Below are 22,929 nucleotides of genomic sequence, written 5' to 3'. Positions count from 1 at the left end.
GCAGGATCACCGTACGTCGTGTATCGGGCTGGGTCCACGACGGACGGGAGGCCCGTGGCGGCGTCGCCACGGGCCTCCCGTCCGATGGTGGGTCGCGTCTCAGGCGGGACGCTGCGCCGGGGACACGGTCTTGGCCGCGTCGCGCTCCGGGAGGTCACCCAGGGCCTCGTCGATGGCTGCGAGCGCGTCGGCATCGAGCGTGACGCCCGCTGCCTTGACGTTGTCCGTGACCTGCTCCGGACGCGACGCACCGACGATGGCGCTGGCGACGTTGTCGTTCTGCAGCGTCCACGCGATCGCGAGCTGCGCGAGGGTGAGGCCGGCCTGATCGGCGACGGGCTGCAGGCGCTGCACGGCCTCGAGGACCTCGTCGCGCATGAACCGCTTGATCATGTCCGCACCGCCCTTCTCGTCCGTGGCACGCGAGCCCTCGGGAAGCGGCTGACCCGGCTTGTACTTGCCGGTCAGCACGCCCTGCGCGATGGGCGACCACACGATCTGCGACAGGCCGAGCTGCTTCGAGGCGGGGACGACCTCACCCTCGATGACCCGCCACAGCATCGAGTACTGCGGCTGGTTCGAGATGAGCTGGAACCCGAGCTCCTTCGCGAGCGCAGCGCCGGCGCGGATCTGCTCGGCGTTCCACTCGCTGACCCCGATGTAGAGCGCCTTGCCCTGGCGGACGACGTCCGCGAAGGCCTGCATGGTCTCTTCGAGCGGCGTCTCGTGGTCGTACCGGTGCGCCTGGTAGAGGTCGACGTAGTCGGTCTGCAGGCGGGTCAGCGAGCCGTCGATCGACTCGAAGATGTGCTTGCGGGAGAGTCCGACGTCGTTGTGCTGCTTGGGGCCGGTGGGCCAGTAGACCTTGGTGAAGACCTCGAGACCCGCACGCCGCTCGCCCTTGAGTGCTTCGCCGAGGACGGTCTCGGCTGCGGTGTTGGCGTACGTGTCCGCGGTGTCGAAGGTGGTGATGCCGGCGTCGAGCGCTGCCCGCACGCACTGGGAGGCGACGTCGTTCTCGACCTGCGAGCCGTGCGTCAGCCAGTTGCCGTAGGTGATCTCGGAGATCTTGAGTCCGGAGTTGCCCAGGTACCTGAATTCCATGGCTCCGACGGTACTGGAGGCCGCCGACACCTGAGGGGCCCCGCGAGTGCCTGCCGGGCGCGGCCGCGCGCCCGGCGTGCGGGGCGGGGTGCGGGCGGGGTGCGGGCGGGGTGCGGGCGGGGTGCGCTCGCCCATCTCCGCGAGCGGGCGAAATGCCGGGGTGCCGGGCCGCGACACCCTGGCAAACCGCCCGCTCGCGTCTTCGCCGGTCTGGTGGCCACGACACCCTCCCCGAGGGCCGACATCGTGACGCCGCCCTCCCGGTCACGATCGCTCCGCCGACCGGCGGTGGGCAGCGCGGCGGTTCGCGCCGGTGCTCGCCCCCGCGAGCGGGCGAAATGCCGCGGTCGCCATGCAGCAGGACCCTGGTGTTCCGCCCGCTCGGGCCGCGGCGCAACTCCTCCACAAGGGCACCAGCACCGCGGGCCGTCCACACAGGAGGCGCGACCCACCTCCGCCGCGCCCGCTCGGCTGCACGATGTGGAGATGACCGCCAGACGCCGACTCCCGTTGGCGCTGCGGGACGCCTCGTTCCGCGTCCGTGACGCACTGCACCGAGGGGTGTCCCGTGGCCGCCTCGATGCACGTGACCTCGTTCGCCCGTTCCACGGCATCCGCTCGGCGGTTCCGCCGCGAACGGTCGACGAACGCGCCCGAGCCCTGGCTCCCCGACTACGCCCCGACCAGGTGTTCAGCCACGTCACTGCCGCCGCGATCCTCGGTATCCCGCTCCCCCGCCGGTTCGAGGGCACGCCACGACTCCACGTCACGACGATCGGGGCCGATCAGGCGCTTCGTGTCCGAGGTGCCGTCGGACACCGCGCCCACCACGGCAGGGTCCGTGCGACCCGGAGCCGGGGTGTTCGGCTGACCACCCCCGCGGACACCTTCGTCGCCCTCGGCACGATGTTGACGCTCGACGAACTGATCATCGCCGGTGACGCCCTCGTCGGGTGGCTCGGATGGGCGACGGCCGACGAACTCGTCCAGGCAGTCAGTCGGCGGCGCGGACTCCGGGGCGTCGTCAAGCTCCGCCGCGCGCTCGCCGAGATCAGGCCCGGCTCACGTTCGCCGGGCGAGACCAGGGCCCGGCTGGCGCTCGTGCGCCGCGGACTCCCGGAGCCCGCCCTGAACCACGATGTGGTCGTGGACGGCAGATGGATCGCATGCGTCGACCTCGCCTATCCCGCTGCTCGGGTGGCGATCGAGTACGAGAGCGATCTGCACCGCACCGATCCGGCCACCTTCCGGAAGGACCTCACCCGTGGCGAGCGCTTGAAGGACGTCGATTGGTGGTTGGTCCGCGCCACTGCGGATGACGTCGGCCGCGGGATCGACCGCTTCGTGCAGCGCGTACGCCGCCTGCTGGACGTCGGGTACCGGGCACCGCACGACCGCCGCCTTGCGACACTTCAGTGAACAATGGTTGACGCTTCAACCAAAAGGGTGCACACTGGCGTAGTATCAGGTTGATGCAGGCGCATGGATCGCGTCGCACCACAGACTCTCGTTCGGAAGAAGGACCACCATGACGCTCACCGCCACGACCATCCCCGGCTACCAGACCGGCACCTGGAAGATCGACCCCACCCACTCCGAGGTCACCTTCTCGGTCCGCCACCTCGCGATCAGCAAGGTCAAGGGCAAGTTCGAGACCTTCGACGCCACCGTCGTCACCGCCGAGAACCCCCTCGAGTCGACCGTCGAGGCGAACATCGACGTCGCGTCGATCAACACCGGCCAGGAGCAGCGCGACCAGCACCTCAAGACGAGCGACTTCTTCCTCACCGAAGAGCACCCGCAGCTCACCTTCCGCTCGACGGGCATCGAGGCCAAGGGCGATGACCTGCACATCTCCGGCGATCTGACCCTGCGTGGCGTCACCAAGCCGGTCGTCCTCAAGGCCGAGCTCGGTGGCTTCACGACCGACGGCTACGGCCAGGTCAAGTTCGGCGCCGAGGCGACCACCAAGATCGACCGCACCGAGTTCGGTGTGAACTGGAACGCAGCGCTCGAGGCTGGCGGCTTCACGCTCGGCAACGACGTGACGATCAACCTCGACGTCCAGTTCGTCCTCCAGGCGGCCTGAGTCCCCTCGGCCTCGTTGCCTGACTGAGGGCACCGAACAGCACGACCCGAACCCGAGACACACGCCCCGGCTCCCCACGGAGCCGGGGCGTTCGTCGTCCCCGCCGAGGCTTCGGGTCTGCAGCGAGCACCATCGCCGGACGCCGCACCGCGTCCTGCCGCATCCCTTCGCGTCCCACCGCGAACGGGCGAAACACCCGCCTTCGTTCGAGCTCGGCCCGGGCATTTCGCCCGCTCGGCACCGGGCACGGGCACGATGCCGACATTTCGCCCGCTCGGCAGCAGGCGAGCGGGCGACGCCGCGCGCACGACGCCCGCGAGCCGGCGGCGGCGTAGCGTTGGGCAGCGGGAACGGGTACGCACCGCACGCGCGGGAATCCGCACCGAGACCCACGAGTTACCAACCACCGCACCACCGCACCGAGCACGCCAGCCCGACGAACAGGAGCACCACCATGGCCACCGACTGGATCGCGATGCAGGCCCTCGCGGCAGCCGAGTTCGGCCGCCGCGTCGCCGCCGTGACGGACTGGGACGCCGCCACGCCCGACTCCGAGTGGACCACCCGTGACCTCGTCACCCACGTGGTCGACGAGCAGCGCTGGATCCCGAAGCTCCTCACCGGATGCGACTACGCGCAGGCCGAAGCCGACCTCGAGGCCATCGGCGACGACCTCGTGTCCGAGTGGCAGCGCTTCGCGACCGCCGCGACCGATGCATGGCGGAACGCCCCGCGGGACACCCCCGTGCACCTCAGCACCGACGTCGTCCCGGCGGGCCAGTACCTCACCGAGCAGACGAGCGACATCACCATCCACACGTGGGACCTGGCGCGGGCGACCGGCACGGACGAGTCGCTGCCGGACGAGCTCGTGCAGGCGGTGTGGGAGTACTTCGAGCCGCAGATCGAGGACCTCGCCGCCACCGGCCTCTACGCCGCCCCGGTCGACGTCGACGACGACGCTCCGCTCCAGGTCCGTCTGCTCGCCGTCACAGGCCGCGATGCCAAGGTGAGCGCATGAGCAACGCAGCACCCGCGGAGACCACCCGCCTCGGCGCCTCCGGCCTCGAGATCAGCACCGTCATCCTCGGCATGATGTCCTACGGCGCCCCCGACCGCGGCTCGCACGCCTGGAGCGTCGGCATCGACGAGGCCCGCCCCTTCGTGCGTCGCGCGTTCGACGCCGGCATCACCACCTTCGACACGGCGAACGTGTACTCCGACGGCTCGAGCGAGGAGATCACCGGCACGCTCCTCAAGGAGCTCGCGCCGCGCGAGGACGTCCAGGTCTTCACGAAGGTCTTCAACCGGATGCGTCCGGGTCGGAACGGCGCCGGGCTGTCCCGCGCCGCGATCATGCACGAGATCGACGCCTCGCTGACCCGGCTCGGCACGGACTACGTCGACCTGTACCAGATCCACCGTTTCGACCCGGTCACGCCGGTCGAGGAGACGATGGAGGCCCTGCACGACGTCGTGAAGGCCGGCAAGGCCCGGTACCTCGGCGCGAGCAGCATGTGGACGTGGCAGTTCGCGCAGATGCAGCACGCCGCCGAGCTGCACGGTTGGACGAAGTTCGTCGCCATGCAGGACCAGTACAACCTGCTCGAGCGCGAGGAGGAGCGCGAGATGCACCCGTTCGCGCACGCGACCGGCGTCGGCGTGATCCCGTGGAGCCCCCTCGCCCGCGGCAGGGTCACCCGCCCGTGGGACGCCGACGGCTCCGGGTCGCGCGCGAGCACCGACGAGTTCGGCAAGACGCTCTACCGGCAGGACGAGGACGCGAACCGCGCGATCGTGGGAGCCGTCGAGTCCATCGCGAGCGACCGCGGCGTGAGCATGGCGCAGATCGCGCTGGCGTGGGTCGCGGGCAAGCCCGCGGTGAGCGCGCCGATCGTCGGTGCGACGAAGGAGCACCACATCGACGACGCGGTCGCGGCCGCCGCGATCACGCTGACCGACGACGAGGTGACGCGACTCGAGTCCGCGTACACGCCCCGGGTGCCGTCCGGTTTCTGACGCCCCCACCGACCGGACGGGAGGCCCGTGACCAGCTGGTCACGGGCCTCCCGTCCGTCTCCGGTCACGTCCACGACACGTGACACGCCGTCGTGTCAGGCGACGGCGCCGCGCTCGCGCTCGAGGCGCGCGATGCGCACGAGCGCAGCGCGCTCGGTGCCCGTCTGGTTGCCGAGCACGCCGCCGATGCCGTCGAGCACGAGTCCCGTGGCCCGGCCGACGGGCAGTTCGACGGGTCCGATCGCGGGTGCTCGCAGGCCGAGCATCGACCGGTGGCGGGGGTCGAGCGTCGAGACGGCTCCCTGGAACAGCGTCTGGTAGCCGGGTCGCAGCATGAGCGCGAGCGGTGGGTTCTTGATGAACTTCACGACGTCGCGGGTGCGCGCGGTGACGGCGAGTTCACCGCGGTCGAGGTACCCGTCCATCTGGGCGCGGAGCTCCGCCTCGGACTCCGGGGCGTCCTCGACGCGCATGAGCCGGCCGGCGGTCGCCCACTCGCGGACGTAGGCGTCCGCACCGCCGGGGATCGGGCCGCCCCAGCGCTGCGCGGCGCGGAGGAACGCGTCGGTGAAGGCGAGGTGCACCCAGCGGGCCAGGTCGGGGTCGTTCGCCGCGTAGTCGCGTGCGATGCCGTGGCCGTCGACGTACTGGCCGCGCACCCGCTCGTGCAGGCGAAGCACCCACTCGCTCGCACCGCGGGCGGTCGCGGTGTCGCCGTGCGAGACCGTGTAGATCCACCGGATGGTGCCGGCGAGTCGGCCGAACGGGTCCTCGCGGTAGCGGGAGTGGTCGGCGACTCCGGCGAGGGCACCCGGGTGCAACGCCTGGACGAGGAGTGCGCGGACGCCGGCGACGATCGTCTGCTTGCCGCCGTGCACCGCCCACGTCGCGGAACCCGGGCCGAAGAAGCCCGCGTCGGTCCCGTCCTCGAGTTCGTCGATCCACTCCGGCTTGCTCGTCGCCCCACCGGTGAACGTGTCGTTGAGGCGGGAGCGGAAGGCATCGGAGACGGAGGGCATGGCGTCATCGTCCGTCCGTCCCCTGGGAGCGCGCCCGGCGTCGTGCACCCCGGTCGTGGCCGACGTCTCCCAGCGGGCGCGGGGGTGGCCCGCTAGGTTGGGACGCGTGAGCATCGACACGCCTCGTCCCTGGCTTGCCTCGTACGCCCCGGGGGTCCCGCACGACATCGAGGAACAGCACGGTTCCCTGATCGACCTGGTCGAGGAATCGGCACGACGGTTCCCGGGCAAGGTCGCGCTGGAGTTCTTCAAGCGGACCACCAGCTACGCGGACCTGCAGGAGCAGGTCCTCCGCGCGGCGAACGGCCTCCGCAAGCTCGGCGTCGGTGCCGGCGACCGGGTGGCGATCGTGCTGCCGAACTGCCCGCAGCACATCGTGGCGTTCTACGCGGTCCTGCGCCTCGGCGCGATCGTGGTCGAGCACAACCCGCTGTACACACCGCGCGAACTCCGCCACCAGTTCGAGGACCACGGCGCGAAGGTCGCGATCGCCTGGGACAAGTCCGTCGCGACGCTGCAGGACTTCCCGGCCGACGTGAAGGTCGACGCGATCGTGTCGGTCGACCTGACCCGTGCGATGCCTCGCAGCACCCGACTCGCCCTGGCGCTGCCGGTGGCGAAGGCCCGCGAGTCCCGCGCGAAGCTGACCACCGCGGTGCGCGGCACGACCAAGTGGGACGACCTGGTCGGCACCCGCAAGCTGTCGAAGCGGCACCCGCGGCCGTCCACCGACGACGTCGCCCTGATCCAGTACACGTCGGGGACGACCGGCACGCCGAAGGGCGCCGTCCTGACGCACCGGAACCTGCTGGCCAACGCCGCGCAGGCCCGCGCCTGGGTGCCGCAGATCCGACGTGGTGACAACGTCGTGTACGCGGTGCTGCCGATGTTCCACGCCTACGGTCTGACGCTGTGCCTGACCTTCGCGATGAGCATGGCCTCGCGGCTCGTGCTGTTCCCGACGTTCGACCCGGCACTCGTGCTCACCGCGATCAAGAAGCACCCGCCGACGTTCCTGCCGGCCGTCCCGCCGATCTACGCGCGGCTGCAGCACGCGGCCGACTCGGCGAAGGTGTCGCTCGAGGGCATCGAGATCGGCATCTCGGGCGCCATGCCGCTGTCGCAGGACATCGTCGAACCGTGGGAAGCGCGGACCGGCGGGTACCTGGTCGAGGGCTACGGACTGTCCGAGTGCTCCCCCGTGCTGATGGCGAACCCGGTGTCCCCGGAGCGTCGCCTCGGGTCGATCGGTCTGCCGTTGTCCTCCACCGAGGCCCGCGTGGTCGACCCCGACGACGGCACGGTGCTCGGCGTCGACGAGCCCGGCGAACTGCAGGTCCGTGGCCCGCAGGTGTTCCGCGGCTACTGGGGCAAGGCCGAGGCCACCGACGAGGTCTTCACCCCCGACGGCTGGTTCCGCACCGGTGACATCGTGGCGATCGGCGCGGACGGCTACGTCCGGATCGTCGACCGCCTCAAGGAACTCATCATCACGGGCGGCTTCAACGTGTCGCCGTCCGAGGTCGAGGACGCCCTGCTGAAGCACCCCAGCGTCAAGGAGGTCGCGGTCGTCGGCATCACGCAGGGCGGCAACGAGCAGGTCGTCGCCGCCGTCGTGCCGAAGGACCCGTCGTCGTTCGACGCCGCGGCCCTCCGGACGTGGGCGCGCGAGCAGCTGGCGGCGTACAAGGTGCCGCGCCGCGTCGTCGTGGTCGAGGACCTGCCGCGCTCGATGATCGGCAAGGTGCTGCGGCGGAAGGTGCGGGACCAGATCCTCGCCGACGACTGACGCGCGTCAGCGACCGCCGCGCCCCGTCACCGCCGCGACCCGTCGCGCGTCGGCGACCGCCGCGACCCGACGTGCGTCAGCGCCCGCGACGCGCCGGCAGTGCCAGCACGACGAGCCCGGCCACCACGAGCGCGATGCCGAGCCACCCCGTCACGCCGAGGTGCTCCCCGACGACGAGCACGGCGAGCACCGCGGCCACCACGGGCTCGAGCAACGACACCAGCGTCGCGACCGAGGCCCCGACCGCCCGCAGCCCCACGGCGTACAGCGAGTGGCCGAGGACCGTCGGCACCATGGCCAGGTACAGGAACACCGGCCAGTTGCCGCCGTCGCCGAGGAACGGCGCCCCGCCGACGACGACGAGCACGACGAGCGGCACGGCGGCGATGCCGAACACGGCGCCGACGAGCCCGCGGCCGTTCGGCAGCCCCGCCGCGACGGCCTCGACGCCGGGCCCGCCCGGCACCGACACCGCCCCGGCCGCTGCGTGCAGTCCCCGCGCGACCGCCCACGAGTACAGCGCGTAGGTGAGTCCGGCGAGCAGCGCACTGGCGATCCCGAGCGCGAGCGCGCCACCGCCACCGTCGTGCTCGGACCGCGCCAGGGTCACGACGACCATGCCGGCCACGCTCACCAGCGTGGCGACGACCCACCTGCGGGTGACGGGCCTCCGGTCCGCTGCCCACTCGACGAGCCCGGCGAACACGGGTGACGACCCGATGGCGATGGTGGTGCCGAGGGCGACCCCCGCGTCGGCGAGCGCGGCGTAGAACGCCACCGCGTACGGGACGAGCGCGGTCGCGCCGAGCAGTGCCCACCCCCGGGTGCGGCGTTCGACGACGGCACGGACCGTGCCGCGTCCGGCGACTGCGGCGAGCACGAGGCCACCGATCCCGAAGGTGACGGCGCCGAAGACGAAGGCGGGGACGCCCGGGGCGAAGTGCGTCGCGGTGCCCGTGGTCCCCCAGACCACCGCAGCGACGACGACCGCCGCGAGCCCGCCGGCGGGCGCCGGGACACGACGGCTGCCCGCGGACGCCGTCACGAGACGTGGATGGAGGGGCGGCGGTGCACGTCCGGCTCGGCTTCGCGCAGGACCTCGCGCGTGACGGGTGCGACGTCGCCGACGCCGGTGAACACGAAGCGCAGGGCGTTCCGGATCGGGCTGCCCTCGTTCCACTCGAAGTAGATGCTCGGGACGACCCCGGCGGTGTCGCGGATCGCGAGCAGGGTCGACGCGATGGTGTTCGGCACGTTGCCGGACCGGACCCGGAGCACACGGTGCCCGTGCACGACGTGCCCCTCGACCAGCAGGTCCTCTTCGAAGTCCGACGAGTCGGCGGGCAGGACCTCGAGGAACATCGTCGGCACGCGCGCCGGGATGCCGGAGTCCCGCCGCTCTTCGCGTCCCTTCGCCCGGTACGCCTCGGCGGTGCCGGCACCCGGCTCGTTCGCGATGATGCACACCGCGCTGAACTGGTCGGCGTCGGCCTCGACGAACTGCCGGGCGGTGGCGTCCAGCTCGATCGACGACGCACGGAGTTCGAACGAGCGGCGCACCCGCGAGACCAGCGACACCACGACGATGGCGACGATGAAGATCGCTGCGATCCGGACGCCGTCGGGCCGCTCGATGACGTTCGCGACCGTCGTGTAGACGAACACGACCGAGATGGCGCCGAACGCGATGGTGCGCTTCTTCTGCTGCCTGCGGCGGGCCGAGAGGGTGACCGCGACCGCGGCGCTCGTGATCAGGACGAGCACGCCGGTGGCGTACGCCCCGCCCTGAGCGTCGACGTTCGCCCGGAAGACGATCGTGATCAGGAAGGCGATGAGCGTGAAGATGATGACGAGCGGCCGGGTCGCGCGCGCCCACTGCGGAGCCATGCCGTACCGGGGCAGGAACCGCGGCACCAGGTTGAGCAGGCCGGCCATCGCGCTCGCGCCGGCGAACCACAGGATCGCGACGGTCGAGAAGTCGTAGATCGACCCGAACACCCCGCCGAGGTACTGGTGCGCCAGGAAGGCCAGGGCACGGCCGTTCGCACCGCCGCCCGGCTGGAACTCGTGCTGCGGGATGAGGAACGTCGTGGCGATCGACGAGGTGATCAGGAACGAGCTCATGATGACGGCCGCGACGGTCAGGAGCCGCTTCGTGCCGCGGATCCGCCCCTCGGGCCGAGCACTCGTGTCGTCGGACGCGTCGCCGCGCACCTGCGGCATCACCGCGACGCCGGTCTCGAACCCGGACAGGCCGAGGGCGAGCTTCGGGAACACGATGAGCGCGATGCCGACCATCACGAGGGGGTTGCTGTGCTGCGCCGTGAGCCCGGACCACCAGTCACTGGCGACCATCGGGTGCTCGAACACGTGCCAGAGCGCGACCACCACGACGACGGCGTTGAGCGCGAGGAACACCGCGACGAGGCCGACGGCGATGCCGATCGCCTCCTTGAACCCGCGGAGGAACACCACGCCGAGCAACAGCAGCAGCGCGAGGGTGAGCGGGACGGGGATCTCGGTGAACCAGTGCGGCGTGTACGGGTTCTCGGCGATGTGCGCCGTGGCGTCCGCCGCCGACAGCGTCATCGTGATCATGAAGTCGGTGACGGCGAACCCGAGCAGCACGAGCACCAGGAGCTTGCCGGCCCACCACGGCAGGAGCTTCTCGAGCATCATGATCGATCCGGCACCGCGGAAGCTGTCGCTCGCGACCCGGCGGTAGACAGGCAGCGCCCCGAACAGCGTGACGAGCACGAGCACGATGGTGGCGATCGGCGACAGCAGGCCGGCGGCGAGCGCCGCGATCGCCGGCTGGTACCCGAGGGTCGAGAAGTAGTCGACACCGGTCAGGCACATGACCCGCCACCACGGGTGGGTCTTCTCGACCTCGACCTGGTGCGGGCCCTGGTGGGACGCCCCCTGGTGGGCGCCCTGCAGCATCCAGCGGCGCAGTCGGGTGCTGCGGTCGAGGGGTGGCTCCGTGGCGTCGCGCTGGGCGGCCCGCTCGGCGTCTGTCGCGGTCACGTGGACGATGCTAAGCCGTCCGGGTGACGCACGCGCGCACCCGGACGGCCCCTGTGGAGGACTGCTACTTCGCGCTGATCCTCGTGTACTTGTTGACCGCCCACGGTACGAACACGACGAGCATCACCGCGACCCCGATCAGCACCGTCACGATCGGGTGCTGCATCGTCCAGATGTCCGGCACCGGCGCGGACCCGACGTTGCCGAACAGCTCGCGGGCCGCCTGCACGAGCGACGACACCGGGTTCCACTCCGCGAACACCCGCAGCACCAGCGGCAGCGTGTCGCTCGGCACGAAGGCGTTCGAGATGAACGTCAGCGGGAACAGGATCATGAACGAGGCGTTGTTGATGACCTCTGGCGTCTTGACGCTCATGCCGAGCAGCGCCATCACCCAGCTGAACGCGTAGCTGAACAGCAGCAGCAGGGCGATGCCGGCCAGGAACTCGAGCGGCGACGAGTTCACCCGCCATCCGACGGCCAGCCCGGTGAGCATCATGATCGCCATCGAGATCGAGTTGAGCACCAGGTCGGAGTTGGTCCGGCCGACGAGCACCGCGGACGCCGACATCGGCAGCGTGCGGAACCGGTCGATCAGGCCCTCCTTCAGGTCCTGCGCCATCGCCGAACCCGAGAACGTGGCCCCGAACACGACGGTCTGGGCGAAGATCCCGGCCATCAGGAACTGCGTGTAGTCGGTGCCCTCGACCGCGATCGCGCCGCCGTAGACCTGGCTGAACAGCAGGACGAACATGATCGGCTGCAGCACCGCGAACACGAGCATGTCCGGCGACCGCTTGAGCTTGATGAGGTTCCGTTTGGTGACGGTCCAGCCGTCCTCGAACCAGATGGCGATCGGCGAGGTGACGACGACGGGCAGTTGCCGACCCGGCGCGATGGTCGTGGCGGTCATCGGGCCGTCTCCTTCTGCTTGGTGGCGGCGGCTTCGTCGGCCTCGTCCTCCGTCGCGGCGTGGCCGGTGAGCCGCAGGAACACGTCGTCCAGGGTCGGTCGCCGCATTCCCGCGTCGTGGAGCTCGATACCGGCGTCGCCGAGGTCGGCGAGCACCCGTTGCAGGGCGGCGGGCCCGGCCTCGACCGCGATGGCGTGGGTGCGGCCGTCGCCCGACGCCTCGACGTCGCCGACGCCGTAGCGGCGCAGGACGGTCGTCACGGCGTCGCCGTCGGTCTCGTCCACCAGGGTCACGACGACCCGGTGCCCGCCGACCTGCGCCTTGAGGTGGTCGGCGGTGCCCTCGGCGATGACCCGGCCGTCGTCGATCACCGCGATGTCGTCGGCGAGCCGGTCCGCTTCTTCGAGGTACTGCGTGGTGAGCAGGACCGTGGCGCCCTCGGCCACCAGGCCCTCGATGATGCCCCAGAGCGCGAGCCGGCTGCGGGGGTCGAGTCCCGTCGTCGGCTCGTCGAGGAACAGCACGCGCGGGTTCATCACGAGGGCACCGGCGAGGTCGATCCGTCGCCGCATGCCGCCGGAGAAGCCCTTCACCGGACGGTCCCCGGCTTCGGAGAGGTCGAACACGTCGATGAGCTCCCGTGCGCGCTCCCGCGACGTTCTGCGGCCCAGGTGGTAGAGCCGCCCGATCATCTCGAGGTTCTCGAAGCCGGTCAGGTTCTCGTCGACCGCGGCGTACTGCCCGGACACGCCGATCGACCGCCGGGTCGCCTGCGGGTCGGCGATCACGTCGATGCCGTCGATCGACGCCGTGCCGGAGTCGGGCGTGATGAGGGTGGTGAGGACCTTCACGGTCGTGGTCTTGCCCGACCCGTTCGGCCCGAGCAGTGCCTTCACGGTGCCCTGGGGCACCGACAGGTCGAGTCCGGCCAGTGCGTGCACCGGCCCGGACTTCGACTTGTACGTCTTGGTCAGCCCGGAGGCTTCGATGATGGCCATGTCGCTCCTTCGTCGGACACGGTGGGTACCCGGGGCCCGGTGGAGCGACGGACGTCACTCAGACGTCGAAGTCACCGCCACCGAAGTCGCCGAAGCCACCGCCGAAGTCGGATCCGCTGTCGCCCCAGCCCGCACTCTCGAACCCGCCGCCGTCGGACGCGCCACCGTCGGACGCACCGGCATCGCCGGATTCAGCACCAGTGTCCTCCGAACCGCCGTCACCCGCAGCGTCAGTACCGCCATCGAACGATCCCGGGTCCGGCAGGAAGGCGCTCATGATCGCCGAACCGATGACGTAGCCGGCCACCGTGCCGAGGATCGAGGCACCGATCATGCTGCCGAACGACGGCCCGCCGCGCTGGCCACCGAAGCGTCCCGCGCCCCCACCGACACCGCCGAGCGACCGCTCCATGAAGCCCGGCTGGCGGATCTCGGACCGTGTCGCCGACTGCGCGAGCGAATGGGGGTCGTCGCCACGAGGAGCCTCGCCGGGAGGCGCCGTGCGGGTGAACTCGTCGTAGACCATGCGGCGCTGCTCGTCGGTGAGCTTCGCGAACGCCTCGGCGTGCACCGCTTCGATGCGCTCCGGCGGTGCCGTGCGGAGCAGGTAGCGGTACCGCTCCACCGCGCGCTCGTCGTCGGTCGTCGCCCCCTGCTGCTGCTGTGCGGGTGCACCACCCCATTGCGGCACGCCGTACTGCCCGCCCGGCTGCTGCTCGGCCGGCGTCCCCGTCGGAGCGGGCTGGTGGTACGACTGCTGGCCGTACCGGTAGCCCTGCTGCTGCGGCTGCCCCCACTGGTTCTGCTGCGCGTCGCCCTGCCGCACGTCACCGGTGCGGTCGCGGTCCGGACGTCCGAGCAGGCGGTCGAGGAATCCCATGGTCGATGCTCCTTCGGGTGCACGGTCGATCCGGTCGGACCTGCCGTGGAGTGCCACCCTATGGAGCGGGGTCGGCCGCTGACTGAGCGCCCGCTCAGAGTCAGCCGAGCGCCGCCGCGCCCGCGTCCGCGGGCGCACCGTGCGCACTTGCGCGACCCGCGCCTCCAGTCCGCACCGTGCGCACCTGCACGACCCGTGCCGGGTTGGCAGCACCGTGCGCGCCTACAGCGCCGCACCCAGCGGTCAACCCCGCACCAGAACGCGGACCCCGCACCGTGCGCATCACCCACCCGACGGGAGGCCCGTACCCGACCCGACCCGCGCCTCCAGTGCGCACCGTGCGCACCTGCACGACCCGTGCCGGGTTGGCAGCACCGTGCGCGCCTACAGCGCCGCACCCAGCGGTCAACCCCGCACCAGAACGCGGACCCCGCACCGTGCGCCGGCCACACCTGCCGCGCGCACGCGCCCGCTCACCCCGCGCCGTGCACCGCCGCGCCCGCGGCGAGCGCCGCCGTCCACACCGCGTGCAGCTCGTCCGCCGCTCCGGGGTGCGCCACCAGGAACGGCTCGCCCACGGGCGGGAAGCCCTCGACCGGGCCGGAGCGCGTCAGCACGATCCCGCCGGCCTCGTGCACGAGCAGCACGGCGGCCCCGTGGTCGACCGGGTTGAACGCCGACACGCACCCGCCGATCCCCCGGCCGGCCGCGACCTGCGCGATGGTCAACGTGCCGGAGCCCTGCACCCGCAGCGTGCACGACCGGTCGGCCAGGGCGTCGAGGAACACCCCGAACCCGGGCCACGGCCGGTGCCCGTCGAGTTCGGTGCCGACGACCGCCCCGGCGAGCGGGCGTGGGGTGTCGTCCAGCCGCAGCGGCCGGTCACGCAGGGTCGCACCGCGCCCGCGCCGCGCCTCGAGGACCTCGCCCCGCCACGGATCGGCCACGACCCCGACGAGCGGGCGCCCACCGCGGGTCAGGCAGAGCGACATCGACGTCCACGGCACCCCGTTCGCCAGGTTCGTGGTGCCGTCGACGGGGTCCAGGTACCAGCGGTGCCGGTCACCGGGCGCGTCGCCGTACTCCTCGCCGGTGAACCCGTGCGTCGGGAACACCATCCGCACGCGGGAGCGGACGTGCTGCTCGACCAGGCGGTCCACGTCGGTGACGAGGTCGGCCGGGTTCGCCTTGGTCCGCACCTCGCTGACGGGGTGTTCGCGGGTGAACGCGATGACCTCGTGCGCGATGCGGTGCGCCAGGGCCTGGGCGCGCGAGGCGACCTCGGTCTCGGTCGGCTCACGGTCCCGCTCCGGCCAGCCGTCCCGCTCCGCCGAGGACAGCGCCGCGCCGATCGCGCCGACGTCGTTCGTGGTGATCGAGTCGACGCCGAGCCGTGCCGCCCACAGCGCCGGTTCGGCCTCGTCGACGGTCCAGACGGCGACCCGCAGCCCGAGGGCGTGCGCGACCTCGATCGTCCGCGGCGTGAGGAACGCGATGTCGAGGTTCAGGGTCGACGGGGTCAGGGCCGCGAGGTCGGCCAGGGCGGGCGGGTCCAGCGACTCCCACGCGAGCCACACGTCGGCGTCGGGCAGCACCGAGCGGACCGCGGCCATGGCGGCCGGCGCACCGCACCACGCCACGCTGGTGGACGCGGTGGAACCCGCGACGGTCCGGGCGGCGACCAGGGCGTCCTCGGCGTCGGTCAGGTCGACCAGCAGGACCGAGCGGCAGCCGTCGAGCCGTTCCAGCGCGGCGTCCAGCCGCGGGATCCGGTCGAGCCCGTTGCCGAGCCGGGCGACGTCGCACCAGGCGACGTCGGACACCCGTCGGGCGTCGCCCCACATCCGCCCGAGGGTCTCGTCGTGCAGCAGGACGGCGACGTCGTCGGCCGTGCGACGGACGTCCACCTCGATGACCTCCGCGCCGAGCGCCTCGGCGACCGCGATGGCGGGCAGGGTGTTCTCCCGCCGGACGCGCGGCGCACCGCGGTGGGCGACCAGCCGTGGCGGACGCACGCCGGGCCTCCCGGTCGGGTCGGACGGGACCGACCCGTCACCGGCGGCCGGCGCGGCGGACGCAGGAGCAGACGCTGCTGCCGACGCGGCGGGGACGGCGCGGTCGGTGACCGGCACGGCGCCGCTCATCGGGTGCCCTCGAGCAGTGCACCGTCGCGGTAGACGAGCACCGCACCGAGCCGGACCCCGGTCTCCGTGCCGACCGCCGGGGGCGCTCCGGTGACGAAGGCGCGGAGCTCGGCACCGTCGGTGGTGAGCACGACCTCGGCGAAGTGGCCGCGCATGACGACACGGGCGACGGTGGCGCGGATCGGTGCGTCGTCGGTCAGGACGACCTGCTCGGGGCGGATCAGCACGGTGTCGGCCGCAGTCGGGCTGACGGACGTACCGGCGAGGAACCGGCCGGAGACGACGCTCGTCGACCCGATGAACGACGCGACGAACCCGGTGGCGGGGCGGGCGTACAACTCGGTCGGCGTTGCGATCTGCTCGATGCGTCCGTCGTGCATGACGGCGATCCGGTCGGAGATGCTGAGCGCTTCGTCCTGGTCGTGCGTGACGATCACGGTCGTGATGCCGAGGCGCTGCTGGATGCGGCGGATCTCGTCGCGGACGCTCACGCGGAGCTTGGCGTCGAGGTTGGACAGCGGCTCGTCGAGGAGCAGGACGTCGGGCTCCTGCACGATCGCGCGGGCGAGGGCGACGCGCTGCTGCTCACCGCCCGAGATCGCGGTCGGCTTCGAGCCGGCGTGGTGGCTCAGGCCGACGAGTTCGAGTGCGTCCCGCACCCGATCCGCCGCCTGCCGCTTCGGGACCCGTCGGGTCCGCAGCGGGAACGCGACGTTCTGCGTCACCGTCATGTGCGGCCACAGCGCGTAGTTCTGGAACACCATCGCGCTCGGTCGGCGCTCGGGGCCGGCAGACGTGACGTCGCGGTCCCCCATCGACACGACGCCGCCGTCGGCGGGCAGGAACCCGGCGACCAAGCGGAGCGTCGTCGTCTTGCCGCACCCGGACGGTCCGAGCAGCGAGACGAGCTCGCCCTTCGCGACGTCGAGGTCGATGCCCGCGACCACGTCGCGTCCGCCGAGTGTCTTGCGCAGCCCGCGGACGGTGAGTCCGCCGGTGCGGCTGCGGTCGGTCGTGCTGCCGTCGACCGGGAGGCCCGGTGCGCGTTCCGCGACGAGCGCCTGGTCCGTCATCTGGTCGCCTTTCGTGCTGGTGTGGGTCATCGGGGTCTGTCCGGTCGGTTGCGGCCGGGTCATCGGATCTGGAACCCGTCCGCGAGGCGGCCGCCCATGATGTGCTTCCGGGCGAGCAGCAGCAGGACCACGGACGGGATGCTCAGCGCGATCGCGAACACCGCCGAGACCTGCCGCGGGGAGTTGAGGACGAGCGAGTACATCGCCGTCGGCATGGTCATGTAGGTCGGAGCGCCGACGAGGTACGTGCCCTGCGCCTCGTCGAACGACGCCAGGAACGACATCACCATCGCGACGAGGATCCCCGGCCACGCGATCGGGAACGTGACCCGCCAGAACGTGCGCCAGCGACTCGCCCCCGCGTCACGGGCCGCTTCCTCGAGGGACCGGGGGACGGCCGAGAACGCGGCGGCGGGCAGCCACGTCATGAACACGACGCACCCCAGGACGTGCACGATCAGGATGCCCGTCACCGTGTTCATGAGGTCCAGCGCGGTGAACATCGCCGACATCGTGACGAAGAGGCCCATCTTCGGGAACGCGTTCGTGGCGAACAGCCCGACGAGCACGAGCCGCCGCCCCGGGAACTCGATGCGGCTGATCGCCCAGGCGGCCGGCAGGCACACCACCGCGGCGATGAGGACGGTCAGCGGGGCGAGGACGAGCGAGTTCTGCACCGCGACGGCGAGGCTGCGGTCCTCGAACACGGTGCCCCACCACTGCAGGGTCCAGCCGTCGGGCAGCAGGTTCGGGTAGGTCCACGTCGTGGCGAAGGCACGAGCGGCCAGCCAGACGAGCGGCCCGAGGATGAAGACGGCCAACACGATCGCGGTCGCCCAGACGAGGGCGTTGCCGGTCAGACGCTTGATCACTGCTGCTCCTGCTGCTTCTTGTCGAGCTCGCCCGCGTTCGAGCGGACCGTCGAGCGGAGGTAGGAGATGCTCGCGGCCGCCGCGAAGGCGAACACGATGAACGCCATCGCCGTCGACTGCTGCGGACGGTTGTAGGCCTGGAAGTACTTCGAGATGTCGACGCCGAGCATCGTCGGCGCGTTCGGACCGGTGAAGTACGGCACCGTGAACGACCCGAGGACCCCGATCACGGTGAACGTCGTCGCGATGACGAGTGGGGTGGCCGCCATCGGCAGGAGCACCTGCCAGACCACCCGCCAGGTGCTCGCGCCGGCGTCCTTCGCGGCCTCGACCAGGGCGTCCGGGGTGCCCTGCAGCGCCCCGGCGATCATCAGCACCGCGAACGGCAGGCTGGTCCAGACGCTGCCGAACACCACGGCGACGAGGGTGTACCCCCACACCGGGACATCCAGGCCGAACTGGGCACCGAGGCTCCGGAGGAACCCCTGCGCATCGGTGAACGTCAGGACCGACCAGCTCGCGATGACCACCGGCACGAAGAGCGGGACCACCGCGAGGACGCTGAGGCTCTTGCCGAGGATCCCACCGCGGAGCCGGAGGACCACGGCCACCGCCACGGCGAGCGCCACGGTCAGGCAGGTGGACAGCGCGGTGACACCGAGCGTCGCGACCAGGTCGCGCAGGAACGTGGCGTTGCCGAGCAGTGTGCCGTACACCGCGAACGAGAACCCGTGAACGGTGTCGCCGCCGATGTCGGCGAGCGCCTGGTTCAGGCCGCCGGTGAACCCGAGGCTGAAGAGGGCGGCGTTCACCACCGGGACGCCGACGAACAGGACCACGACCAGCACGGGCGCCGCGACGAGCGCGAGGCCCTGCCAGCGCTGGCGGCGGGCCAGGCGCTCCTGTGTCGTGCGGTCGCTGGCGGGCTGCGCCGTGCCGTGGGCGGAGGGCGGAGCGGGCGGGAGGCCCGTGGCGGAGTCGCCACGGGCCTCCCGGCCGGTCGCCGGGCCGTCCTGGACGGTCTGGGTCACTGCGGGACCTTCGCGTCCCACGCCGCGTTCATGTCGGCGGCGAAGTCACTCTGGAACCCGAGGCGGAGCTGCGACGGGTTCGCGTCGGCGAACTGCTCGGCGACCGACTTCGGCAGGCTGTCGAGCGGGATGACCGGGTAGCCGGAGACGGCGCTCGCGACGAGCTGCTGCCCCTTCGCGCTCAGGACGAAGTCGGCGAGCTGCTCGGCAGCCGCCTTCTTGGCCTTCGGCTCGGTCTTCGGGATGCCGAGGAAGCTCGCGCTGCCGGTGAACGACGGGTCGGTGATCTGGATCGCCTTGACGGTCTTCGGGATCACGCCGGTCTTCTGCGAGGTGATGAACTGGTCACTCCAGACCGGTGCCATCGCGATCTGGCCACTGCCGAGCAGCTGCACGACCTGGTCGTTGCCGTTCGGGTAGACGCCCTTCTGGTACGTCGAGGGGCCGAGGTCCCTGAGCGCGGCGAAGCCCTTGTCCCACTTCGACTCGAGCGACTTGTCGTACGTCGTCTGCATCGTCTCCTGCTCGGCGGGCGTGAGGTACTTCGCGAGCACCGTGGCGACGAACGAGCCACCCGAGCCGCCGGACGACGGGGAGTTGTAGGCGAACTGACCCGGGTTCGCTTTGATCCAGGCGAGCAGGTCGTCGAGGGTCTTCGGCGGGTCCGTCACCTTCTTCGAGTCGTAGGCGAGCAGGACGCTCGAGGCGCGGTACGGGATCGCGCTGTCGCCACCCTGCTGCTTCGTGGCCTCGGGGACGTCCTCCAGGTTCGGGATCGTGCTGTCGCTGACCGTGCTGAGCAGCCCGGCCTTGCCCGCGGTGCTGACGAAGCCGGCGTCGACGAGGTCGTACGCGACGGACTTGCCGGCCTTGACTGCGGTGGCGAGGTTGGCCTGGGTCTGCGCGTCGTGCTCGCCGTGCAGGTCGATGCTCGTGCTGACGTGGATCTTCGGGTGCACCTTCTCGAAGGCGGGGATGAGCGACTTGTCCCAGAGGTCCTGGACGTTGGTGTCGCCGCTGATGAACACCGTGAGGTTCGTGGTGCCGCCGCTCGTGTCTGCGGCGTTCGAGGCGTTGGCGCTCTGGACGCAGCCGGACAGCGCGACGGTCGCGGCCGCTGCGATGGCGAGGCCGGCGAGGACTCGGGTCTTCACGTGGGTTCTCCCTGTTCCGTGGGGTGGGGTCGTGCGGGGTGGGGTCGTGCGGGTCGTGTGGGAACGTTCCCGCGCCGAGGTCGAGTGTGGCGCTGCCGGGTGAACGCCGGGTGCCGCGGGCGTCGCCGCCGGGTGAACTCCGGGGCGCGCGGGCGGGCTTCGCTCTGGTGCGAGGTTCCGTACTCCGTGCCCGTCGCACGCCCCCGCACCGAAGACGGAACCTCGCACCGTTCGCGCCGGCCCTCGCACCGTGCGAGGTCATCGCGACATCGGCACCCGCGCGTTCCGGAGCTTCGCGCGGAACGCGGACTCGTCCCACACGTCCTTCCAGCCGTACCGGATCACACCGCGCACCTCGGGGAACGACCGCAACCGGTCCTCGCGGTGCTTCTCCGCGATGACGACGTCCTCCGCCGTCCGACCTCCGCGCAGGCGCGGATCGCGGTACTTCACCTCACCGTCGAACTCGATCACCACGCCGTGGTCCGGCAGCCAGAAGTCCACGACGATGTCCGGCTCGCCGAACGTGGTGAAGCGTCGTTGCAGCACCGGGGTGGGTGCGCCGTACTCGTCCAGACGGACCCGGACCAGGGATTCCCCGACCGAGTCGGCGGCAGCGTCCGCGAAACCGACGGACTGCGCGGCACGGCGCCGGCCCTTCCGTCCCCGCCGCGCGACCCCGTCCAGGACGGCGTCGCGGTCAGCGCCGAGGGCGAGGAGTCGGTCGAGGGCGACCACTGCCTCGGCCATCGGCAACGTCATGGCGAGGTCCACCGCGGTCCGGTCGAAGTCCGTCAGGGTCAAGTCGTCCGCGCGGAACCGCCACGTACCCGCCATCGACGGGTCGAAGTCGGCGTGCACGATGAACGTCGCGTTGGTCGTCCGCGCATCCTGCCCAGGTCTCATCAGGTGGACTCGCTCCGGCCAACGGCCCACGTGCGGCACGCCGATGACCGCCGCCGCCGAAAGGTGCGACACGACGAAGCGCGGTCGGATCCTGTCGACGAGCGATCGCACGAGCACGTGGTGCCGCTGCTCGGGTCGGAGGCCCTTCCACCGCTCGGCATCGGCGTACCGGCCGTGCGCGATGCGGACCAGTTCCCCGGCTCGCGCTCGGACGCGGATCGCCGCAGCCTCGTCCGGCCGTGACTCGTGCGCGACGAGGACCTTGCAGTCGGGGACGGCGGGAAAACGTTGAGGAGCAGCCATGCACGGATGGTGGCGGTTGCCTCGCACGGTGCGAGGACCGCGGGATCAAACTGTGGACAGCCGCGCCCGTCCACAGTCGCGAGGTGATAAATCAACAGCTGCGAGACTGTCCGGGTGAACACACGCACCTGGGGTTGGCTCGCAGCGGTCATCGACGTCGTGCTCATCGTCGTCTTCGCACTCATCGGGCGTTCGTCGCACGGTGAAGCCAACACGGCGCTTGCACTCTGGACCACCGCGTACCCGTTCCTGGCGGGCTGGGCGATCGGGTACGTGACGAGCGGAGCCTGGGCCCGCCCGCTGCGCTTCTGGCCGACCGGCGTCGTGGTCTGGGTCCTCACGGTCTTCGTCGGTCTGGCGATCCGTGTCGCCACCGGCCAGGGCGACGTCGACGGCAACCCGCTGCCGATCTCGTTCGTCATCGTCGCCACGATCGTGCTCGGGGTGTTCCTGCTCGGTTGGCGGGCGATCGTCCGCGGTGTGCTCCGGTTCACCTCGCGGTCGCGGCAGGATGCTGCGGCGACCGACGCGTGAACGGCAGCCGCGGTTCCCAGCCGACCATCCTCGACGTCGCCGCACGTGCGGGAGTCTCGAAGTCGGCGGTGAGCCGGGTCCTCTCGGGCACGGGGCGGTTCTCGAACGAGACCCGTGAGCGAGTGGAACGCGCCGCGACCGAGCTCGGGTACGTCGCCAACGCGATGGCCCGCGGGCTGGTCAGTGGCCGCACGAACACGATCGGGATGCTCGTCCGTGACGCCTCGTCGATGGTCTACACCGCCCTGCACGCCGTGATGGAGCGCCGCGCATCCGAGCTCGGTTACCGGGTCGTCACCACGACGGGCGTCGGCCGGGTCGAGGACGAGAAGTCCGCCCTCGCGGCCCTCGTCTCGATGCGCGTCGACGGACTGGTCGTGTGCAGCGGCCTCATGCCGTCCGCCGACATCGCCGAGTTCGCACCACGCATCGCCACCGTCGTCGCCGGTCGGCCCGAGCTGCACCCGGCGCTCTCGAGCGTCTACTGCGACGAAGCGGACGGTGGCGCGGCGATCGCCGACGCCGTCGCCGACGCCGGCCACAGCACGGTCGTGGTGCTCACCGTCCCGCTCGACAACGCGATCACCCAGCACGCGCGATCGTCGGCGATGGTCGAGCGGCTCCGGACTCGAGGCACGCGGGTGATCGACATCGATGCCAGTTTCGTGCGCCCGCCGGACGACCTCGCCGCCGACCTGGTCGACGCGATGCGCGAGTCGGGCGTCACCGCGGTGATGTGCCCGACCGATCGGCTCATGCTCGACGTGTGCGAGGCGCTCGCACGCCGCGGTGTCCGGGTCCCGGACGATCTGTCGGTCACCGGGTTCGACGGCGTGTACCCCCTCGCGAGCGACTGGATCGGGTTCACGACGCTCGAGCAGCCGATCGAGCGGATCGGCCGCGAGGCGATCGACCTCGTCATCGGCCGGATCGACGACCCCGCGCGACCCGTCGAGCACCGCTCACTGCGCGGCACCGTGATCCCCGGCCGCACGCTGCTCCCCCGCTGACCGGGACCTTCTCGGTGCGAGGTTGACCACTCGGCGCAGCGCAACAAGCGCGCACGGAGTGATC

The 22,929-nt window shown here is 71.5% G+C and carries 20 protein-coding genes; 7 read left to right on the top strand and 13 right to left on the bottom strand.

Annotated features, from left to right (window positions below; all coding sequences use genetic code 11):
- Positions 1–99: 99 nt before the first annotated feature.
- Positions 100–1,104, bottom strand: a complete 1,005-nt coding sequence (locus tag KZI27_RS06790) for an aldo/keto reductase family protein (protein WP_123313404.1) — start codon at positions 1,102–1,104, stop codon at positions 100–102.
- A 486-nt stretch (positions 1,105–1,590) separates the two neighbouring features.
- Between KZI27_RS06790 and KZI27_RS06785 the strand changes: the two genes are divergently transcribed.
- From KZI27_RS06785 to KZI27_RS06770, 4 genes are all read left to right on the top strand, one after another.
- Positions 1,591–2,523, top strand: coding sequence for a hypothetical protein (locus KZI27_RS06785; protein WP_222660110.1), 933 nt, complete (start codon positions 1,591–1,593; stop codon positions 2,521–2,523).
- 109 nt (positions 2,524–2,632) lie between these two features.
- Positions 2,633–3,193 carry a YceI family protein gene (locus KZI27_RS06780; RefSeq protein WP_222660108.1) on the top strand — a complete coding sequence of 187 codons (561 nt, stop codon included), beginning with the start codon at positions 2,633–2,635 and terminating at the stop codon, positions 3,191–3,193.
- A gap of 454 nt (positions 3,194–3,647) precedes the next feature.
- Positions 3,648–4,214: a TIGR03086 family metal-binding protein gene (locus KZI27_RS06775; protein ID WP_222660106.1), complete on the top strand. Its 567-nt coding sequence runs from the start codon at positions 3,648–3,650 to the stop codon at positions 4,212–4,214.
- Positions 4,211–5,212, top strand: a complete 1,002-nt coding sequence (locus tag KZI27_RS06770) for an aldo/keto reductase (protein WP_222660104.1) — start codon at positions 4,211–4,213, stop codon at positions 5,210–5,212. Before KZI27_RS06775 ends, KZI27_RS06770 begins: the two co-directional genes overlap by 4 nt.
- Before the next feature lie 95 nt (positions 5,213–5,307).
- Here the strand turns inward: KZI27_RS06770 and KZI27_RS06765 are convergent, their stop codons facing one another.
- A complete protein-coding gene (locus tag KZI27_RS06765; protein WP_222660103.1) occupies positions 5,308–6,231 on the bottom strand; it encodes an oxygenase MpaB family protein in 924 nt (307 codons plus the stop codon).
- 106 nt (positions 6,232–6,337) lie between these two features.
- Here KZI27_RS06765 and KZI27_RS06760 point away from each other — a divergent pair, with 106 nt between their 5' ends.
- A complete protein-coding gene (locus KZI27_RS06760; protein ID WP_222660101.1) occupies positions 6,338–8,020 on the top strand; it encodes a long-chain-fatty-acid--CoA ligase in 1,683 nt (560 codons plus the stop codon).
- Positions 8,021–8,096: 76 nt separating this feature from the next.
- On the opposite strand, the gene KZI27_RS06755 is transcribed toward KZI27_RS06760, so the two are convergent.
- From KZI27_RS06755 to KZI27_RS06705, 11 genes are all read right to left on the bottom strand, one after another.
- Entirely contained in the window at positions 8,097–9,065 is a 969-nt protein-coding gene (locus tag KZI27_RS06755; protein WP_222660099.1) for a DMT family transporter, read from the bottom strand.
- A complete protein-coding gene (locus tag KZI27_RS06750) occupies positions 9,062–10,963 on the bottom strand; it encodes an amino acid transporter (protein WP_261784220.1) in 1,902 nt (633 codons plus the stop codon). Before KZI27_RS06750 ends, KZI27_RS06755 begins: the two co-directional genes overlap by 4 nt.
- Before the next feature lie 148 nt (positions 10,964–11,111).
- Positions 11,112–11,960 (bottom strand): ABC transporter permease, encoded by an 849-nt coding sequence (locus KZI27_RS06745; RefSeq protein ID WP_222660095.1) that lies wholly within the window; start codon positions 11,958–11,960, stop codon positions 11,112–11,114.
- Positions 11,957–12,958, bottom strand: a complete 1,002-nt coding sequence (locus KZI27_RS06740) for an ATP-binding cassette domain-containing protein (protein WP_222660093.1) — start codon at positions 12,956–12,958, stop codon at positions 11,957–11,959. The genes KZI27_RS06745 and KZI27_RS06740 overlap by 4 nt, the downstream gene beginning before the upstream one ends.
- A gap of 58 nt (positions 12,959–13,016) precedes the next feature.
- Positions 13,017–13,838, bottom strand: coding sequence for a hypothetical protein (locus KZI27_RS06735; protein WP_261784129.1), 822 nt, complete (start codon positions 13,836–13,838; stop codon positions 13,017–13,019).
- A 473-nt stretch (positions 13,839–14,311) separates the two neighbouring features.
- On the bottom strand, positions 14,312–15,982 hold the full coding sequence (locus tag KZI27_RS06730; RefSeq protein ID WP_222660091.1) for an inositol monophosphatase family protein: 1,671 nt from the start codon (positions 15,980–15,982) through the stop codon (positions 14,312–14,314).
- Positions 15,979–17,055 carry an ABC transporter ATP-binding protein gene (locus KZI27_RS06725; RefSeq protein ID WP_261784128.1) on the bottom strand — a complete coding sequence of 359 codons (1,077 nt, stop codon included), beginning with the start codon at positions 17,053–17,055 and terminating at the stop codon, positions 15,979–15,981. Before KZI27_RS06725 ends, KZI27_RS06730 begins: the two co-directional genes overlap by 4 nt.
- 59 nt (positions 17,056–17,114) lie before the next feature.
- A complete protein-coding gene (locus KZI27_RS06720) occupies positions 17,115–17,927 on the bottom strand; it encodes an ABC transporter permease (protein ID WP_222660088.1) in 813 nt (270 codons plus the stop codon).
- Positions 17,924–18,958, bottom strand: a complete 1,035-nt coding sequence (locus KZI27_RS06715) for an ABC transporter permease (RefSeq protein WP_222660086.1) — start codon at positions 18,956–18,958, stop codon at positions 17,924–17,926. The genes KZI27_RS06720 and KZI27_RS06715 overlap by 4 nt, the downstream gene beginning before the upstream one ends.
- Positions 18,955–20,112, bottom strand: a complete 1,158-nt coding sequence (locus tag KZI27_RS06710; RefSeq protein ID WP_222660084.1) for an extracellular solute-binding protein — start codon at positions 20,110–20,112, stop codon at positions 18,955–18,957. Before KZI27_RS06710 ends, KZI27_RS06715 begins: the two co-directional genes overlap by 4 nt.
- Before the next feature lie 258 nt (positions 20,113–20,370).
- Entirely contained in the window at positions 20,371–21,321 is a 951-nt protein-coding gene (locus KZI27_RS06705) for a hypothetical protein (protein WP_111085036.1), read from the bottom strand.
- A 114-nt stretch (positions 21,322–21,435) separates the two neighbouring features.
- Between KZI27_RS06705 and KZI27_RS06700 the strand changes: the two genes are divergently transcribed.
- Both KZI27_RS06700 and KZI27_RS06695 read left to right on the top strand, forming a co-directional pair.
- Positions 21,436–21,855 carry a DUF3054 domain-containing protein gene (locus tag KZI27_RS06700; RefSeq protein WP_261784127.1) on the top strand — a complete coding sequence of 140 codons (420 nt, stop codon included), beginning with the start codon at positions 21,436–21,438 and terminating at the stop codon, positions 21,853–21,855.
- Positions 21,852–22,865 carry a LacI family DNA-binding transcriptional regulator gene (locus KZI27_RS06695; protein ID WP_222660082.1) on the top strand — a complete coding sequence of 338 codons (1,014 nt, stop codon included), beginning with the start codon at positions 21,852–21,854 and terminating at the stop codon, positions 22,863–22,865. Before KZI27_RS06700 ends, KZI27_RS06695 begins: the two co-directional genes overlap by 4 nt.
- The last annotated feature ends 64 nt before the right edge of the window (positions 22,866–22,929 follow it).

The organism is Curtobacterium sp. TC1, from assembly GCF_019844075.1.
In the GTDB taxonomy this organism is placed as follows: Bacteria; Actinomycetota; Actinomycetes; order Actinomycetales; family Microbacteriaceae; genus Curtobacterium.
The sequence above is the reverse complement of the archived record's forward strand: the minus strand, read 5'-3'. Positions and strand labels throughout refer to the sequence as shown.